Annotated in this window: 19 protein-coding genes; 4 read left to right on the top strand and 15 right to left on the bottom strand. The window is 35.9% G+C overall.

Features of this window, described 5'->3' with window-relative positions; genetic code table 11:
- Positions 1 to 66 precede the first annotated feature (66 nt).
- The 10 genes from J2S10_RS12745 to J2S10_RS12790 all read right to left on the bottom strand — a co-directional run bounded on the left by J2S10_RS12745 (position 67) and on the right by J2S10_RS12790 (position 11,788).
- Positions 67 to 1,275: an MFS transporter gene (locus tag J2S10_RS12745; RefSeq protein WP_370876195.1), complete on the bottom strand. Its 1,209-nt coding sequence runs from the start codon at positions 1,273 to 1,275 to the stop codon at positions 67 to 69.
- A gap of 301 nt (positions 1,276 to 1,576) precedes the next feature.
- The gene (fba, locus tag J2S10_RS12750; protein ID WP_370876196.1) at positions 1,577 to 2,443 is read right to left on the bottom strand and encodes a class II fructose-1,6-bisphosphate aldolase; all 867 of its coding nucleotides are present in this window, start codon (positions 2,441 to 2,443) and stop codon (positions 1,577 to 1,579) included.
- A gap of 118 nt (positions 2,444 to 2,561) precedes the next feature.
- Positions 2,562 to 4,472: a 3D-(3,5/4)-trihydroxycyclohexane-1,2-dione acylhydrolase (decyclizing) gene (gene iolD / locus J2S10_RS12755; protein WP_307408259.1), complete on the bottom strand. Its 1,911-nt coding sequence runs from the start codon at positions 4,470 to 4,472 to the stop codon at positions 2,562 to 2,564.
- A gap of 13 nt (positions 4,473 to 4,485) precedes the next feature.
- The gene (gene iolC, locus J2S10_RS12760; RefSeq protein ID WP_307408261.1) at positions 4,486 to 5,484 is read right to left on the bottom strand and encodes a 5-dehydro-2-deoxygluconokinase; all 999 of its coding nucleotides are present in this window, start codon (positions 5,482 to 5,484) and stop codon (positions 4,486 to 4,488) included.
- A 19-nt stretch (positions 5,485 to 5,503) separates the two neighbouring features.
- Positions 5,504 to 6,322, bottom strand: coding sequence for a 5-deoxy-glucuronate isomerase (gene iolB / locus J2S10_RS12765; RefSeq protein WP_307408263.1), 819 nt, complete (start codon positions 6,320 to 6,322; stop codon positions 5,504 to 5,506).
- A gap of 96 nt (positions 6,323 to 6,418) precedes the next feature.
- Positions 6,419 to 7,894: a CoA-acylating methylmalonate-semialdehyde dehydrogenase gene (locus tag J2S10_RS12770; RefSeq protein WP_307408265.1), complete on the bottom strand. Its 1,476-nt coding sequence runs from the start codon at positions 7,892 to 7,894 to the stop codon at positions 6,419 to 6,421.
- Between the two features lie 221 nt (positions 7,895 to 8,115).
- A complete protein-coding gene (locus J2S10_RS12775) occupies positions 8,116 to 8,505 on the bottom strand; it encodes a tautomerase family protein (protein WP_307408267.1) in 390 nt (129 codons plus the stop codon).
- A gap of 297 nt (positions 8,506 to 8,802) precedes the next feature.
- Complete coding sequence (locus J2S10_RS12780) at positions 8,803 to 9,666, bottom strand: sugar phosphate isomerase/epimerase family protein (RefSeq protein WP_307408269.1); 864 nt, start codon at positions 9,664 to 9,666, stop codon at positions 8,803 to 8,805.
- Positions 9,667 to 10,047: 381 nt separating this feature from the next.
- Complete coding sequence (locus tag J2S10_RS12785) at positions 10,048 to 10,803, bottom strand: DeoR/GlpR family DNA-binding transcription regulator (RefSeq protein ID WP_307408271.1); 756 nt, start codon at positions 10,801 to 10,803, stop codon at positions 10,048 to 10,050.
- Between the two features lie 229 nt (positions 10,804 to 11,032).
- The gene (locus J2S10_RS12790; protein WP_307408273.1) at positions 11,033 to 11,788 is read right to left on the bottom strand and encodes a DeoR/GlpR family DNA-binding transcription regulator; all 756 of its coding nucleotides are present in this window, start codon (positions 11,786 to 11,788) and stop codon (positions 11,033 to 11,035) included.
- Positions 11,789 to 12,206: 418 nt separating this feature from the next.
- On the opposite strand from J2S10_RS12790, the gene J2S10_RS12795 reads away from it, so the two are divergent.
- Both J2S10_RS12795 and J2S10_RS12800 read left to right on the top strand, forming a co-directional pair.
- The gene (locus J2S10_RS12795) at positions 12,207 to 12,767 is read left to right on the top strand and encodes a hypothetical protein (protein WP_307408276.1); all 561 of its coding nucleotides are present in this window, start codon (positions 12,207 to 12,209) and stop codon (positions 12,765 to 12,767) included.
- A 168-nt stretch (positions 12,768 to 12,935) separates the two neighbouring features.
- Positions 12,936 to 13,370 (top strand): hypothetical protein, encoded by a 435-nt coding sequence (locus tag J2S10_RS12800; protein ID WP_307408278.1) that lies wholly within the window; start codon positions 12,936 to 12,938, stop codon positions 13,368 to 13,370.
- Positions 13,371 to 13,570: 200 nt separating this feature from the next.
- Here the strand turns inward: J2S10_RS12800 and J2S10_RS12805 are convergent, their stop codons facing one another.
- The 5 genes from J2S10_RS12805 to J2S10_RS12825 form a co-directional block, all read right to left on the bottom strand.
- Positions 13,571 to 13,735, bottom strand: coding sequence for a hypothetical protein (locus J2S10_RS12805; protein ID WP_307408280.1), 165 nt, complete (start codon positions 13,733 to 13,735; stop codon positions 13,571 to 13,573).
- 86 nt (positions 13,736 to 13,821) lie between these two features.
- On the bottom strand, positions 13,822 to 13,965 hold the full coding sequence (locus tag J2S10_RS12810; protein ID WP_307408282.1) for a hypothetical protein: 144 nt from the start codon (positions 13,963 to 13,965) through the stop codon (positions 13,822 to 13,824).
- A gap of 329 nt (positions 13,966 to 14,294) precedes the next feature.
- A complete protein-coding gene (locus J2S10_RS12815) occupies positions 14,295 to 15,119 on the bottom strand; it encodes a polysaccharide deacetylase family protein (RefSeq protein ID WP_307408284.1) in 825 nt (274 codons plus the stop codon).
- A gap of 440 nt (positions 15,120 to 15,559) precedes the next feature.
- Positions 15,560 to 15,727 carry an MFS transporter gene (locus J2S10_RS12820; RefSeq protein WP_307408287.1) on the bottom strand — a complete coding sequence of 56 codons (168 nt, stop codon included), beginning with the start codon at positions 15,725 to 15,727 and terminating at the stop codon, positions 15,560 to 15,562.
- Positions 15,728 to 15,733: 6 nt separating this feature from the next.
- Complete coding sequence (locus J2S10_RS12825) at positions 15,734 to 16,216, bottom strand: DUF456 domain-containing protein (RefSeq protein ID WP_307408289.1); 483 nt, start codon at positions 16,214 to 16,216, stop codon at positions 15,734 to 15,736.
- Positions 16,217 to 16,538: 322 nt separating this feature from the next.
- Between J2S10_RS12825 and J2S10_RS12830 the strand changes: the two genes are divergently transcribed.
- Together J2S10_RS12830 and J2S10_RS12835 are read left to right on the top strand one after the other, a co-directional pair.
- The gene (locus J2S10_RS12830) at positions 16,539 to 17,342 is read left to right on the top strand and encodes a polysaccharide deacetylase family protein (RefSeq protein WP_307408291.1); all 804 of its coding nucleotides are present in this window, start codon (positions 16,539 to 16,541) and stop codon (positions 17,340 to 17,342) included.
- 399 nt (positions 17,343 to 17,741) lie between these two features.
- Entirely contained in the window at positions 17,742 to 18,128 is a 387-nt protein-coding gene (locus J2S10_RS12835; RefSeq protein WP_307408293.1) for a YmaF family protein, read from the top strand.
- Positions 18,129 to 18,539 lie beyond the last annotated feature (411 nt).

Below are 18,539 nucleotides of genomic sequence, written 5' to 3' on the forward strand. Positions count from 1 at the left end.
TATAGTCTATTGATCTCTTCTTATTCCGTCTTGACTTGTACATTTGTTTAATGGTTCAACTACATTCTAGACGCCAGCCTTACTTTTTTCAACAGATTGTTCGACACAAATTGCTGCAGATTCCCCATGACCTCTGCTCCAAATGATAATAAGGAATGTAGCCACTAATCCCAGTATACCTACAAAATAAAATCCGGCAGCAATTCCCATCATTGAATTGAATATTCCTGCAAAAAATGGACCGGCAAAGATGCCGATAGCATAAAGTGCCTGGTATGTCCCCATCGCAGTAGCTCTTTTTTCTGGTGCAATTTTTTCAATCGACATCCCTAACAGCAGAGGGAAAATCAACCCTAATGAAAAACCGCTAAATCCTTGAAAGACCAAGAAAAAACCTTTTGTATGAACAAAAGGGAAGACAATTGTAAAAAGGGAAGCAAGGAAAAAAGCGATTTTCAATGCATTCCATTCACCAAGGTGCGGAACAAGCACTCTTCCCATAAAAAGAGTCGCAATTGCGTGTGGAATCATAAAGGAAAACACAAGCCACGTAAGTTCACTTTCCTTAAAGCCAATTTTTAAGGCATAGTTGGATGTAAATCCAAACATAGTCGAAAAGATAATACTATGTGCTATAATCGATAAAAGGGCCACTTTTAACAATGTAGATTCTTTCACTACAATCGCTAGATCCTTTAACTTGATGGGCTCCCTCTCAATTCCTTCTTTTGGTTCAAAAATAAAGAAAGAAAGAATTACGCCGATAATACTAAATAATCCGCCTATCAAAAATGGAGCTTTCCATCCCCATTCACTTACGATATAACCACTGAAGCTCATCCCTATAAATTGTGCTAAGACAACAATAAAGGAAATGCTCCCCATTGCAAGGTGAACTTCCTTTTCAGTAAAATAACTGGGATATAAGACCGTAAATGCAACCCACGTTGCCGCCGAAAGCCCTGCAAGTGCACGGGCTGCCAGAATCCACCCTAGGTTATCTGTAAATAAAAAGATCAGACAACTTAGCATACTCACGAACATACCAAAAATAATAAATGGCTTCCTTACTCTCCTAAGGTCGGAAAAAATCCCGATCGGCAGCCTGCATATAAGCTGCATAAGGCCATAGCTGCTTAATACAATCCCAATAAAGGTATATTTTCCACCCAACGATTCCATATAAGGAGAAAAAATAGGAACATATAGAAATTGCGGAAACCACAATAGGAAGGATACAACCATGAAAAGATATTTATTTCTAGCTCTCAACATGCCACCTCCATACTTTAAATTAAGAAGGCTGTGTTAAACTTGCCTGTCGATTTCCGCTCCAGGCGCTTCGCTTTCCGCGGGCGGTTCGGGGAGCCTCCTCGGCGCTGAAGCGGCCTGTGGGGTCTCCCCTGTTCCGTACTCCCGCAGGAGTCTCGCGCCTTCCGCTCCAATCAACATGGTTACAAAATCAACAATGACCTTTAACAAAGCCATTAAGAAAAACCAGAGTATAAAATAACATGGGGACGGTTCTAACGCTTCTATTTATAGAAAGCGAGCAGAAGAACCGTCCCCATGAAGACTATGCTTTCTTGTTAGATTTAAATTCTTTTATTTTGACTTTTACTGTTTGTTTTACTGCTTCTTTACCTGGTGTGAGAATTGTCCGTGGGTCGTAAACTTTACTGTCTTTTTCCAGTACCTCACGAATTGCCTTTGACCATGCTTGCAAACATTCTGTATTCACATTAATTTTGGCATGGCCCAGTTCGATTGCTTTATGGATTTGGTGTAAAGGGATGCCTGAGCCACCATGTAATACCAGTGGTATATTGGTCAACTCTGAAATCTCTTTCATTTCCGCGAAACCTAATTTTGGTTCTCCTTGATAGGGACCATGAACAGAACCAAGAGCCGCCGCCAATGCATCAATGCCTGTTTCTTTAACAATTTGTAAGCATTCCTCTGGATCAGCATAGTTAATTCCACCGATAAGACCATCTTCATTCCCGCCAACGGTTCCAACTTCGGCTTCAACTGAAACACCGTGAAGACGTGCATAGTCAACAACTTGCTTTGTCATGGCAATGTTTTCCTCAATTGGATGGTGCGATCCATCGATCATAACAGAAGTATACCCGGCATCAACTGCTTCTTTACATCTTTCCACACTGCTTCCGTGATCTAAATGTAAAGCAACCGGTACTGTAATATTCATTTCCTCTACAAGACTATTAATTACTGTAGAAATAGTTCTAAATCCGCCCAAATAATCTACAAGCCTATCTGAAGAAGCTAGAATGACAGGAGCTTGCTCCTCTTCAGCTGCTTCTAAAATAGCTTCTGCCCATTGGAAGCTGTTAATATTAAATTGCCCAACGGCATATTTTTCTTCTTTTGCTTTCCTAAGCATTTCTTTCATTGTCACTAATCTTCTTGTTGTTATCATTTCCATCCCACCTCTCTTTTAAAAATACCAATATAAGCTTGAATGAGGTTGGACCATAATCAATCGGATTCTGATCCAACCTCAATGATCTTTTTTGGTAGATGCCAAGTCCTTTTTATTAGTATTGTTTGGCTGTTTCTAATTTTTGTTTTCTAAATTCGGCTGCTCTTTGGATACTTTCTTTATTTGAAACCTCTGCAACACCGACATTCCACCAGCTCTCATAGCCGTCCGTCATGGTTTTTGGCAGAACTTTAATATCGATCAGTGTAGATACTTTCTGCTTTTTGGCATCTTCCAGCGCCGCTTTCAACCCTTCTACTGTATTTACCCGGTAGGTCTTGGCACCATATCCTTCGGCCACTTTTGCATAATCGATAGTTAAAATTTTATTATCATGGGTCCTGAATTCGCAGAAATAACTGCCGCCGCCATGATCCATTTGTAAGTTATTGATACAGCCAAATCCTGAATTATCAAAGAGGACAATATTGATTTTTTGTCCATATTGAATGGACGTAATAAATTCAGAATGCAGCATTAAGAAGCTGCCATCACCTACAAGGGAGTAAACTTCTTTTGTTGGCTCCGCTAATTTTACCCCTAGTGCACCAGATACTTCATACCCCATGCAAGAGTAGCCGTACTCAACATTGTAAGTATTAGGTTCAGCTGTATTCCATATACGCTGTACATCTCCTGGAAGAGATCCGGCTGCAGTGATGATGACGCTGTCAGGCGAAATCGTATCATTCACAGCCAGCAATGCTGTTGTTTGAGGAAGCTCTGTGTTAAGGGCATCAGCATATTCATTCAATACTTCTTGAGAAAAATGATTTTTCACTTCCGGAACGAAATTTTCACTGTTGAAGGTTACTTGACTCAAACGGTTGCGTTCTGCGGTCCATTCTTCTTTTAATTGAGCAATTTCATTGCCAAAATCACTTTCATATCCTTCTAATAATGGGGCCAATTGCTCCAATGTTGTTTTTGCATCGGCTACAACCTGGAAGGCATCCATTTTATACGCTTGCATACGGCTGACATTGATGTTTAAAAACTTTGTCTGCTCAAAGTTAAAGGCAGTTTTTGAAGAAGTTGCGAAATCTGTGTATCTTGTACCGATCCCAATAAATAAATCGGCTTGTCGTGCCGCTTTATTGGCTGCCAATGTACCAGTAATCCCCATTCCACCCAGATTATTTTTAAAATTTGATTCTACTGTTGCTTTACCTGCTTGTGTTTCTACTAATGGAATATTATGCTTTTCAGAGAGTTCAACTAGTATATCGCGAGCTTGTGAATATTTTGCACCTCCGCCAACTAAAATGACCGGTTTTTTGCTTGCTCTGATCAGATCAGCAGCGCCTTTTAGTTCACGCTCTACCGGAGCTTTCCGATCGATATAGTGGATGCGTTTTTCAAAGAATTTTTCATCATAATCGAACGCTTCCCCTTCTACATCCTGTGCAATACAAATTGTTGCCGGACCAGCTTTTCCCGGGTCAGTCATCACTTCAAAGGCACGAAGCAAACTTGACATTAACTGCTCAGGGCGGGTAATTCGATCCCAATATCTTGAAACTGGTTTTAATGCATCATTTGTTGTAACAGCCAAGCTATATTCTTGTTCAACTTGTTGTAAAACCGGATCAGGTTGTCTTGTTGCAAAGGTATCCCCTGGGATAAACAATACAGGGATGTTATTTGCCAAGGCAGTACCAGCAGCTGCTGCTAAGTTGGCTGAACCTGGTCCAACTGAAGTTGTAACCGCATAAATTTTTTGACGCAACATTTGCTTGCTATAGGCAATCGCTGCATGCGCCATCCCTTGTTCATTTTTTCCTTGAATAACCTTTAAATGACCAGAGTATTCTTCAAGTGCCTGCCCAATTCCCAAAACATTACCGTGTCCAAAGACATTAAAAATACCTTCCACGAATGGAAATTCTTCTCCATCTACATGGATATATTGTTGATTTAAAAATTTAATTAATGCCTGCGCTGTTGTTAATCTAATTTTTCCCATGGCTATTCTCACCTCAAACTGTTTGTTCAGCTTTTTCAGATCTTACCGCAATTAATTGTTCAATTTCAGATACGGTTGGCATCGCTTCTGAGGAACTGTGTTTACTTACCACAATGGCTGCAGAGGCACTGCCAAATTTTAAAGCAGTTTCGATATCCTTGCCTGAGATTAAAGCATATAAAAATGCTGAAGCGTAAGAGTCTCCTGCGCCAAACGTTTTTAATACTTTTGTTAGATATGCTTTGCCTCTATAGGTTGCTCCTGATTTTGTATATGCATAGGATCCTTCAACACCGTGCTTAATCACAACTAATTCTGGAGAGTATTTAAACAAATGGTTAATAGTCTCAGAGTTGCTGCCCTCTGCAACGTTTTCCATCACATCGAATTCATCGCGTGTACCGACGACAACATCTGACTGCTCTGCCACTAATGAATAATAAACGGATGTTTCTTCAGGTGAAGCCCATGTATAACCGCGATAGTCCAATTCAAAAACAACTTTCACATCATTTTTCTTCGCAAAATGGATTGCTTTCAATACTGCTTCACGGGAAGGGCTTTTTGCCAGGGCTGTTCCTGAAACAAGCAGGACTTTTCCCTTTTTAATGTAACTCTCTTCTACCTCGGATGGCTGCAAATAAAGATCTGCTACTTCATCACGGTACATTAAAATACTGCATTCTTCCGGACTTTTAATTTCTGTAAAGGCTAATCCTGTCTTATGTCCTTCTGTATCAACGACCATGTTCGATGTATCAACTCCAACACCGCGCATATACTGCTCAATAAAACGTCCGTGCTGGTCATTGGCAAGTTTTCCAATAAATCCTGCTTTTAAGCCCAATTTCGATGCTCCAATTGCAATATTTGCCGGCGAACCGCCTACGTATTTTTTAAATGTCATTGTTTCTTCCATTGGCCGGTTATATTCCACTGCATTTAAATCGATACAGGCACGGCCGATGGCAATAATGTCAAACTCTCTATCTGAATTAAATTGAACTTTCATTTTTAATCACAACCTCCTTTTATTTACGGTTTAATATCCATTCATGTGTTGGTTCGTTATGGAATTTCCAAATGCGTTTTGGCCCTGCCATTACATTTAGGTAATAGGATTCATAACCATCAGGAACTCCAACTGGATGGTATCCGGCCGGTACTAAAACGACATCACCATTCTCAACCGCCATCGTTTCATCAAGGGAACGGTCATCTGTATAGACGCGTTGGAATACAAATCCTTGCCGTGGGTTCATTTCATGATAGTAGCTTTCCTCTAAAAAGGATTCATCCGGCAAGTTATCTTGATCATGCTTATGCGGCGGATAGCTTGACCAGTTTCCGCTTTCTGTGAATACTTCTACAACTAGCAAACTATTTGCCGACGGGTCTGAATCAGGTAAGATGTTGTGCACTAAACGTTGATTGCTATATTTTCCTCTGTGCTCAATTCCATTGTCTTCCGCTTTAATCAGCTTTGTTGGCAATTGTTTATAGGACGGAGAGTAGCAAAGAACGACCCGGGCTTGACTGACAGCCTTCACTTCAAACGTTCGATCATTCGAAACATATACACTATCTGTTGGTTTTTTTTCGAATACGCTTTCTCTTGTTCCAATGTTTTCAAATACTTGATCGTGATCGGAAACAGTTATTTTTCCTGTCAGGGCCACTATGCAGCATTCTACTTTACCTAGTTCTTCTTTATATGTACTTCCTGGAGCTAAGTCCACTACCTTAAATCCAACATATTCTAATGGGGAATTTTCACTCGTTACTTCATGGACATTGATAACACCAGGTGATGTTTCTTTTGGATTTGGTTTTCGGAGCAATTTACTCATGTCGGTCTCCTCCTATTTATGAAAAATGCCATGATTGGCTATTATCCATGCAGGTATTAGCAGGATAATAGCCAAAGTTTACAAAATGATAGAAACTTATTCAAATGATGGAGCTTTATAATTTGCTGTAACGACTTTTTTACGTGTATAGAATTCAACGCCGTCTTTTCCGTTTGCAGGTAATGTTCCGTAGAAAGAGGATTTCCAACCTGAGAATGGGAAGAATGCCATTGGCGCCGGAACACCCAAGTTAATTCCGAGCATACCTGCATCGATATTTTCACGGAAGTAGCGAATGGAGGAAGCGTTTGAAGAATATAGGCATGCACCATTTGCAAATTCTGATTTATTCGCTGTTTCAACAGCTTCTTTTAAATTTTTAACGCGAACGATTGATAATACTGGAGCAAAAATTTCATCTTTCCAGATGGCCATATCGGTTGTTACATCATCGAAAATAGTTGGTCCAACAAAATATCCTTCTTCTGGTGCATTTTCGCGGCCATCACATACTAATTTTGCACCCTCTTCAATCCCTTTTTGGATATATCCCAATGTACGATGTTGATTTTGTTCGCGGATAACTGGACCTAAGAATACTCCCTCATCCAAGCCGTGGCCAATTTTTACTTCTTTTGCCGTTTCTACTAATTTATCAAGAAATGCATCTGCAATTCCTTCTTCTACTGTTACAACTGAGCATGCCATGCAGCGTTCACCGGCTGAACCAAAGGCTGATGCAATAACGTTTGAAACGGCAAGTTCTAAATCGGCATCATTTAAAACAATGGAATGGTTTTTAGCACCTGTTAAAGCTTGAACGCGTTTTAAGTTTTGGCTACCGCGCTGATAGACATATTCTCCGACTGGTTGTGAACCAACAAATGAAATAGCTTTTACTTTAGGATGGTCTAAAAGTCCATTTACAACATCATGTGCACCATGAACAACATTGAATACACCTTTTGGAAGACCAGCTTCTTCTAATAGTTCAGCTAATTTTTGAGCTAATAATGGTGTTCTTTCAGATGGTTTAAGAACGAATGTATTACCTACTGCAATGGCCATTGGGAACATCCAGCATGGCACCATCATTGGGAAGTTAAAAGGTGTAATGCCGCCAACAACACCAATTGGGTAGCGATAATTTGTGATCTCAACATCTGTTGCAATCGTAGTAAGAGAATCTCCCATCATGAGTGTAGGGGCTCCTGCAGCAAACTCCACATTTTCAATTCCGCGTCCTACTTCACCTAATGCTTCGGAAAGATTTTTACCATTTTCAATCGTAATGATTCGAGCTAATTCTTCTTTATTTTTTTGTAATAATTGTTGGAAATCGAATAAAATTCTTGCACGTTTTTGAACAGGTACGTTTTTCCAGCTTTCAAATGCCTTTGCAGCCATTTCTACAGCATAATCAACCTCTTCTTTTGTTGAAAGGGGAACCTGGGCAATGACTTCTTTTTTAGCAGGATCGTATACATCTTCGAATTGAGTCGCTTTACTTTCAACCCATTCACCATTTATGTAGTTTTTTAGTTTCTTTACCTGTGTTAATACGTTAGACATATTTTTTCCTCCTTAAGAAAAACTTCTTATAGTTTTTGAGTAATTTTTACTTCGAAACAATCTAATACTCTAGTGAACCGGTAAATTTTTTTAACTCTTTGTTACTTGTTGGTTATCTTTTGGTAATCTTTGATTATATATTAATACTAAAAACGCTTTCAGTCAACTGTTTTTTCATATTGTTTAAATATGAGAATAATATGCTGCATACCAGAAGCTCATTACAATTTACCAGTTAAAAACTGTGCTTCACCGAACCCAAAGCTCCAGTCAGCCGCCCCGTTGGTAACAATGGAAACCATAATATCATTTGGGGAAATTCCACAACTTTCTCCTAGCTCTTGTACCAAAAGTTTATAAAAGGTTTTCTTTTGCTGGTCACTTCTTTGGGTACTTGTTACACTTACAATAACTAAATCCCGGCTCCTCTCAAATCCTAAACCAGTATCTTCAATGATTAATTCATTGACAGAATGCTGATTTATAATTTGGTAACGATCTCTTTCAGGTACACCAAAGGCCTTAACAACTGCTCGGTGGGAAGCATCTAATAATTGTTTTAAAGCTTTATCATCTCGGCCCTGTATTAAATCAAATCGAATTAATGGCATATTTTCTCCCCCCAATTAAAAGTAGTATCCTAATCAACATATCAACCAAATAGTAACTAATGGGTATATGTTTATTATATTATGGTTATATCATAGTATTAATTAGGGCTTCAGTCAATACTTTTTCTTCCACTTGAAAGTATTGAATGATTGGAATGCAGTGACTGACTTAGGGATTTGTGAAAAGAGATAGAATATAAAAAAGCCTTTCCTCATCTGAGAAAAGGCTTTATATTTATGAAATTTTTCAATTTAGTTCAGGACTTCAACCATCCTCTATAACGTTATGTTGTACCTTTAAAGATATAATCCCTCTTTAATGGATTTCAACGTTACATCATTTGACCACTCTGGTTTATCAGGATACGCAAATACTGAATTTGTTACAATTCCATCAAATTTCATTTCTCTTAATTTCCGATATAATTCATCAAAGTTTACTTCTCCTTGACCAGGATTCAAATGTTGATGGATTGTTACTTTTGCATTAGGTGGATTAATAATATATCGTAATCCAAATGCTGCTTTATGATTAAGAGTATCAGCAATTAGGACATGTGCAAGTAAATCTCCAGCTTCATCTAAATGCCTAGCTACATCACCAATACCATCATCATAAAAAAAAGCATGTGCTACAGAATAGACCAACTTAATCCAATCTTTATCAAATGCACGAATCATTCGAATTGCTTCGATGTTTAACTCAATAAAATCATTAGGATGAGATTGTAAATTTAGTTTAATACCTTCCTTTTCAAATATCGGCATTAGCTCTTCCATTGATTTTATAAAAGCTGCTTCACTTTCAACTGGACGGCTTATGTCGCCGCTAAATTCGCTGTTCATTAAATCTACTCCTAATTCAGAAGTGATTTCAATACAACGTTTCCAATTTCTTACTGCAGCTTGGCGTTCTTCTTCGTTTGGTGAAGACCATTGTTGAACAGGAAGTACGGAAGAAATTTGAACGCCGGTATCTGAACAATATCTTTTTAAATCTTTTATCAGCTGCTTATCAACCTTTGGATATTCATAAAACCAAATAAAGTCTTTACGTGGAGATAACTCCACCCATTCATACCCTAATCTGGCAACAGCATCGATTGTATCTTTTAAATTAGTATTGTCACGATAATGTGACGGATCGTAAGCTAAACGCATTCTCATTTTCCCCTTTCTTTTGTAGGCACAAAACATATCTTTTCTGTTTTATATTAATATTTAAAAAGTAATTACTCCTTATTAATCCTACTATGTAATGTAGTTCTCTACCCCATTTCTCAATATTTTTAGCAAAATACAAATTCCATATTCCAAAGCGCTTTCATTATTAATAAGCAGCATATACTCAATATATTATAATATATTGAGTATCTTTTGGTTATCTATATGTACATATTAATACTATTAGGACCTACAATCAATATATTTTTATCATTTTTTTTTTGAGAAAAAGTGAGAACTATAAATATTCCCTCTAAAGGTTTCAAAAAAAACCCCCTTCTTTACGTGGAGTTAGCCATTAAAGAAGGGGGTTCAGATCTAGTCAGCAATAACAAGTTGTATGCCATTTTTCATAGCGTATTCCTGATAAGTTTCATTCGGCAGCTTATCGGTAACAATATAGTCAATTTCATCAAAACCACAATAGGTCATTAAGCCATATTTATCAAATTTATCGTGGTCTACCAATAAATAGACCTCTGCACTTCTATTCACAACTATCTTTTTCAATTCACTTTCTAGTGGTGATGCATTGGTTACACCGTTTGATAAGGAAATACCCGTAGAAGCCATAAACGCTTTCTTAATATTATAATCTTTTAGGAAATCCATATTTCGCGGGTTAACAAATGATTTGGTTTTACGTTCAAGCATTCCACCGATTGTGATAACACTTAATTTTTCAAATGGAAGTGAACCAACAATAAAATCAATGTTATTTGTAAAAACGGTCAATTGTTTGTCCTTTAAATATTCAAGCATTTCAATTGTAGTCGTCCCTGAATCAATAAAAATAAAATCCCCATCTTCCACATAACTTGCTGCCTTTTTTGCTATTAATTCTTTACGTTCCTGGTTTCGCACTCTTCTCTCTTGAAAAGATTCAAGCTTTTTATGAACGACGGATACCCCGCCATAAACTTTTTTAAGTTCACCACGATCCACTAATTCTTGGACATCACGTCTTATCGTATTTTTAGATACATCAAAAACTGTAACCAATTCGTCTAATGACGCTGATTGATGCTCAATAACATATTCTTGAATTTTCTTTATGCGCTTTTCTTTAATCATTTCAGTTTCACCCTAGTTTTCAGCATGATATATTGTTATCGTTTTCATTATAACATATATATTACCAACAAATAACCAAAACTTTGGTTATATTTTATAAAAAGGGGAAGTCATTCATTTATAAATGCTTTTGGAAGATGCCATCCATCTGTTTGCATTCTCTTCCTACTCTTCACATTTTAACTTTTAATAAATGCTACTAAAAAAATAGATAAATGCAGGGGTTCTTTTAATTGGCTATTACAAGTTGTATACCATTATTCTTAGCGTATTCTTGATAGGAATTATTCGGGATCTTATCGGTAACTAGATAATCAATCTCATCTAAACTGCAATAGGTCATTAAACCATATTTATCAAATTTGTCATGGTCTACCAATAAATAAACCTCGGAACTTCTGTTAACAATTGTCTTTTTTAATTCACTTTCTAGAGGGGATGCATTCGTTACACCGTTTGATAGTGTGATACCCGTAGATGCCATAAATGCTTTCTTAATATTGTAATCTTTTAGTAAATCCAAATTTCGTGGGTTACTAAACGAATTGGTCTTAGGATCAAGCATCCCTCCGATTGAGATGACATTTAAATGCTCAAATGGAATGGCACGAAGAATAAAATCAATACTATTCGTAAAAATGGTCAGGTGTCTTTCCTTTAAATATTCAAACAATCCAATTGTCGTGGTTCCTGAATCAATGAAAATAATATCGCCATCTTCCACATAACTTGAGGCTTTTTTCACAATTGATTCTTTTTGCTCTTTGTTACGTATTTTTCTATCTTGAAAAGATTCAAGTTTTTTACGAACGGCAGAAACCCCACCATAAACTTTTTTCAGTTCTCCGCGGTCAACTAATTCTTGGACATCACGTCTAATAGTATTTTTAGATACATCAAAAACTGTAACTAATTCGTCTAATGACGCTGATTGATGCCCAATAACATATTCTTGAATTTTTTTGATACGCTTTTCTTTCATCATTTTAGTTCACCCTTGTTCTAGCTTTATAGAATCTTAATATCGCTTTCATTATATAATAATTAAACAAATGTCACCAACACTTAACCAACACTTTATTAACTTTTTCAAAAAAGTGATGGAATTAATTTTTTTTGTTGTTCCTGGATTAAGTCCATGTGGTCAGCAATTTCTCCAATGATTCTTTTGGTTTGTAAATGCTTGAAGCAAATAATTTTCTACTTCTTTTTGAGCAGCGGTCACGTTGTTCAAACTGTTTTTCCAATTGTTTAATAGAGATTCACCTAAATTAGAAACAAACTCATAATAAATGTTTAAAGTATTTGTTACTTTTACTTAATATTTTTACGTTATCTTTATGTATAATTAATTGGGTAACCTAAGTGTTTGCAAAAATGGGAATAGTGGAGGAGACCAATATATGACTCAAACCGTAGACATGTTTGAAATGTGGAAAAACTATTTTAACCAGTCTAGTACCCTAATTGATGAAAAAATGAAAGAACAATTTTCATCTCAGGTTATAGGGCAGCTCTTAGATATGTATCTTCTGTACCAGAAAATGTTAAATGAAACAACAGAACGTTATTTGGAGCAGATGAATGTCCCAACCCGTACAGACATTACAAAAATCTCGTCCCTAATCGTCAATGTGGACACAAAAGTTGATGACTTAGAAGAGCTTTTGGAAGAAGCTAGATCTAAACAACTAAACCAAGCAGAACTGCAATCCGAAATTAAAGATTTTGGAAAAGAACTAAAAAGTATAGACACTAAACTTAACCAAATCCTTATTCAAGTAAATTCTCTAATCGAATTAAATAATAAAAAAGCTGTTGATAACAAGGAAGCAGCTAAGATTACCACGGATGCCAACAACAAAGAAGTGACAAAGATCACTGCAGCCGCAAAAAACCGGAGAACAGCAAAGAACAAAGTATCTGCTAATAAAAAAAGAGCAGCAAGTGACAAGGATGATTAAAACAGCCTGTAAAATTCTTCAACATTTAAACAAAAATAGTTTCTTAATGATTTTATCGTTTATTTTATAGATTAAAATTTATATGATTGTTAAAAGTTATTCCAATCAAAAAATTGGTACTTTAGAGAGATTCCTTACTACAAAACTATTGATAATGGAGGGAATTATATGAAGAAACATCATCCTCATTTTGGGCATACGATAGCAGATTACCCTATGTACCACCATCGATTACCACTTTCATTACACGGTCCAATTGTCCATATTAATGCAATCATAAAATTGGTTGAAGAAGATGATATAGATCTTACGGGAGGTATGCACCAACATTTTTTAGTTAACCAAATTCAAGTCATCGATATACAGGGTGCAGAAAGAACATTAGTTACAGATGAGGCCTTTTGTGCAATTCGTTATGGTGATGCATTAGGATTAAAACAACGGATTCCTGGACTTGTAGAAGGGGAAAAAATTGAATTAAAAGGGGAATATATTGATAAAAATCATGTGCTAAAAGGTATCGGAAACCCTGGGGATCCTGTCATTCATTTTACACATCATCCTGTAGGATTTGTTAATTATCAAGGAAATCATTACGAGTGATTCATGAGTTAAAGCCCCTCTATTTATTAAAGGGGCTTTAAAGTTCCAGTTCCAGCGATTTCCACCCTGTCAGTACCTACTTTACAATGGATTTCCCTCGATTCTTGGATTTCCTGATACTAGAAATAATCCCCATTCATAAATTATATCCGTGTCACGACCACGACACCCCTCCCCTGAGCATCGAGAGTTAAAAAATTTTAACCTTCTATGTACTTAACATTATCAAAAGGAACTAAAACCGTATGTCCAAAGCTATTGATTCCTACAAAATAAGTAACATGTAAGGAAATAAATTTAAATTCTACCGCTGTCCCGTCAGTAAAATGAACCGTTACATAAGAACCTGGAATAAAATCGGACATACATTTTCACCTCCCTTTTTTTTATCATATTCCTTAGTGTTAAATATTGTTAAATAAAAAAAAACACCGATTAAGGGAGCGTCATGTTATCGTTTAATCTTTCGCGGTTTATTTAATTTTCCCGTTATCTGATTCATTGCGGAATACTTCTCATGCTGATTAATTAACGACTCTTTCGAAAAGTGTGTATATCTCATTACCATACGTAAATCTGCATGTCCAAGTATCATTTGAAGATGACGTATATCCCCACTAGCTTCTAAGAACAGAGTTGCACCAGGTGTGTCTAAAGAGATGTGGGTGAACGTTTTTAATAATTCCAGCTTCTTGGTTCCCCATAATTGGTAATAAATATATGCTCAGAATCGAACCCCTGTTTTCCTCAATTAACTCACGTAACAAATTGGCTGTTGTACTATTCATTGGAGGAAGATTAACATATATTTATAAAATATTATTAAATTATTCTAAATAAGACATGTTTATTTATTTAATTCTAGCCAATGAAAAAACAAAAATGAAAACATGAAGCTTTAGCAACCGCTTCTTTTTCCATCATTTATAACCTAGTATCCTTCCAAAAATTAACCATATAATCCAAATCAGGATTATAGGTTTGGAAAATATACCCTCTATCTTTAAACAATTTGATAATACCTGGTAACGATTTTACAGTATAACCATGGTCGTGCATTAGGACTACTTCATGCTGTCTTTTGATTTGGCTACTTACCTGGTTAATAATGAGATTGGTATGATCCTTATACCGCCAGTCATTAGAGTCAATAGTCCAGTCCCAGAGTTTCATATGCGCGTAAAAAATTTGATCACGATAAGGTTGAGTCAAAAGAGGTTTACTTCCGTATGGAGTTCGACTTATATTGGTTTGAACACCTAACGACTGAAGCAAACTTTGTTCCTGTTTATACTCGTTTATATAACTCTCCGGACTTAGAAATAATAGTTTTTCATTATGTGTCATGGAGTGAAGCCCAATTACATCCCCGTCATCCTTTATTCTTTTAACTGTCGTTTCTTTCCCTTTGATATAGTTTCCTACTAGAAAGAATGTTGCCTTAATGTCATTTTGTTTTAAAATATCCAAGATTTGAGGCGTATATTTCGTTGGTCCATCATCAAAAGTTAAATATACAATTTTTTGTTGACTCCATTGAGCCTTTTCTTGTTCAATTATCTTTTTCTTTGTATCTTGAGCTTTAGACTTCTTTGCAATAAAAAGCTGTTCTTGCTGAACTATCTCTTTTATGGGATCATTTATCAAAGGATGATGAGGATGCTGAGGATTCGTTTTTTGAATGTCAAAAGAAGAACTGAAAATTAGTGATACTATACCTAGTAATACAAAACAAATTGTTTTTACCATGTTCCACTTCCCCTTTTGTTTTTCTAATAAATTGGCAAAAGTATTTTCCTCTCTTACAATAGAATTTATTCCCAATAACTCAAATCAAACAAAATCAAAATTTGCTCGTATTCTATCCCTTTATATGCCATTTTTACACAATTTTTATTTAATTCTATTATATATTAAATAAATATTTAGAAAATTATTTTTTTGTAACATTTGTATTTACCATTCGCGCATAAAATTGAAGTTTTTCAGGATAAATTCTTCATCTAATATGATTCAATAAGTCGCAGTTTGGGATTTACTCCAAGCATAACCTTCTGTCTGGTGAAGAACAGGTGTAAGTAGAAGACTAATTAGAGATGTAATAAGCAGAAATGCACCTGCCCAGTCAATGCTCACTTTTCGATCGACTTTCGATTCTCCAAGGCCTAAAGATAAAATAATAGCTGCAATTACACCAACCGGAATATTAAGAGGAATATCCAGTGCCAAGAAATATGTTGGACAAAATAACCACCAATTAATGGGCCAACTAATTGTGGAATAAACATAACCGCACCAAAGATTCCTTGAATTTTTGCCCGTTGTTCTACTGGAAATGAATCACCGAAAATAACCATGCTTTCTTAAAAAATCACATCCAATAAAAAGACACCTATCATAATAAGCTGAATGATCGCTTTTGCAAACGTTCCGCTTAAAAAGGCAATTAAGGTAGCAAACGCCACTTTAATGGATTCTTGGAATGTTTTCTTTTGAATCATTTCAGCAATTAATACGAATGCAAAAGGGACCAAAATGACGCCAAAAGGCGGAATCACAAAGCTTCCAATAATTAACCCAATTGTTGCCGCTCTCATCCCCCATTTTGATCCTCCTGCTTTACCCACAAAGTGAAGGTTCGCAAAATAATCTGCTAAAAATAAAAAAATCGTCAATAATATAAGCATGGTCCACGAAATCCAAGAAAGTTCATTTGGATTAATCCCAAAATGATATAATACGACTCCAATCCAAATCACCAATACCGACGGTATAATCGGATAAACGAGTCCTACGAAACTAAAGATAAAACATGCAATAATAATAATCCAAAATATTATGTCCAATATACTGCTCACCTCTTTTTCCTATTATCTAAAATTATATGTACTATTTAAAAATTACAAACCTCTACTTATCCTTTCGCAAATACTTATTCCATTATCCTGACCCTTTACTTCAACAAAAAAGAGTACCTTCTCCTTCTTAAAGAAATGCACCCTTCGTTGAAGAAGAAGAGGTTAGTATTACGATAAATTGATGGAAAACATGGCTCAAGGAGCCAATGTCATCTGTTTAGCTATATCAACTAACTTTTGTTGTTTCTCATTAAATATTTTAAATAAAGACTTCATAAACTAAGACCATTATTAATGAGGAGTACATCTAATGAAAAAAATATTGTTCTTTACAGTTTTTTTATTATTTCCTTTATTTTCTTATCAAACAAATACTTTCGCATCCACTAAAAGTCGCGAGGAATATGAAAAAACAGGGCGGGTTATTTGGGAAGTTAACACCAAGGAAAAATTAGTTGCCCTTACTTTTGATGATGGACCTCATCCTGTTTTTACTCCTCAAATACTTGATAAATTAGCTAAACATGATGCTAAAGCTACTTTTTTTGTAGCTGGCAATAAAGTAATAAGATTTCCTGATATTTTAAAACAGGAAGTAAAAGAAGGGCACGAAATTGCCAATCATACTTTTCGCCATATATATGGTAAAAATATTACTTCTGCAAAACTAACATCAGAATTAGAAGAAACAGATAAAATTATACAGAAGATTATTGGTTTTAAACCGTCACTCTATCGTCCAGTTGGAGGCTTTTACAATGATTTAATTATTAATACAGCTATAAAAAATGGTAAAGAAGTCGTATTATGGTCATGGTATCAAGATTCTCGTGATTGGGCTAATCCGCCCGTAAGCCAAATTTGTAACAATATAACAAAAGGCGTAAAACCAGGTAATATCATCTTATTTCATGATTGGCATGGTAGTGAATTTACTCAGACTTGTCAAACTGTTAAGGCATTAGATACCATTTTGGACTTTTTAGACAAGAACGGGTATAAATGCGTAACTGTAACTGAATTGCTCTACCGTTCGACACAAATAATTCCTGACTCTTTTGAAATTTATCCTTCAAAGAGGGAAAAATCGTCTCACATTGAATTAATGTTTTAAATGCTTTAGTGTATAAAAATCACAAACTTTCAAGATGGTACACTAAAAAAGGATCGCTGCTGCAAACCTTGTTTAACTCTTACACCTTTTCGTATTATAAGGTCAGCCAGATTTTCTGGTTGACCATTTTTTATATGGTTTTATTATAACGGTAGCCGGGGTGGAACGTAAGTACCCGTTGGACTTGATCCTGTCAGATAAACTGTTCAACCCCTACTTGTTTTCTAATGAAATAAAATCTAAAAATCTTTGATTAATCTTTTAGGGCCTATTGGTTCTTATTTTTGCAAACCTAAATAAACTAATCATAACGTTGCATTCGGTAATAAAAAGCCATAATTATTAACTTTGGACCATTCTCATAAAGTGTAAAAAAGAATAAAAAAGGTGGTAAATCATATGAAAATACAGGTTACCGGATTTGTTGTTCATTCAGCTGATTCAAATTTGGATTCTGAGCATTCTCATACTTTATTTCTAACTTCATGGGACGGAAGACCAATTCATAGACATCATTTTTCAGGAGTAACCTCCATTAATGATGGGCACGATCATCGATATGCAGGTACAACTGAACCTGCTCCCAGTGGAGTGCACCATAACCATAAATACTATACCGTTACTTTCATGAATGATGGGCATAAACATGAAATTCGAGGCGTTACTGGACCTGCAGTCCCCTTGCCCAATGGTGGACATTTTCATAATTTTCATGGAGTAACGACAGTTAATGGCTCCCATCCTCATTCTCATAAATATAGCGGCAAAACTAGTCCTAGTGATTAGGAATACCCTTTGAAAAGTCACCTTAATTCGCTAACACAAGACCATCCAATCAAAAGTGAAAAAAGAATAAACAAAATAACATTTCCCCAGATTGAAGAGAAAGGGAGATTTTTTCTACAATCTTTTTTTATGCCTATTTTTAATATCAATAGAACCGATTTTGTCAAGAATACTTCACAAAATATTTAGTTCAATAAAGTCAGGCCACTTGGTAATATCAGGTAGGGACGTAACCTTATAATTTAAATGGTAATGTGGGTATACAAATCGTCAACGTATGATCTGATGCCTGGTATCTTCTATAATGCCCATCTGCCTAATTTATTTTTAATCAGCACTTGTCCATTCACTTTTATTCTGAGTGCATATGTTATTACTACCACCGAGCCAGTACATCTAGCATATAGAAAT

Source organism: Neobacillus ginsengisoli (assembly GCF_030813055.1).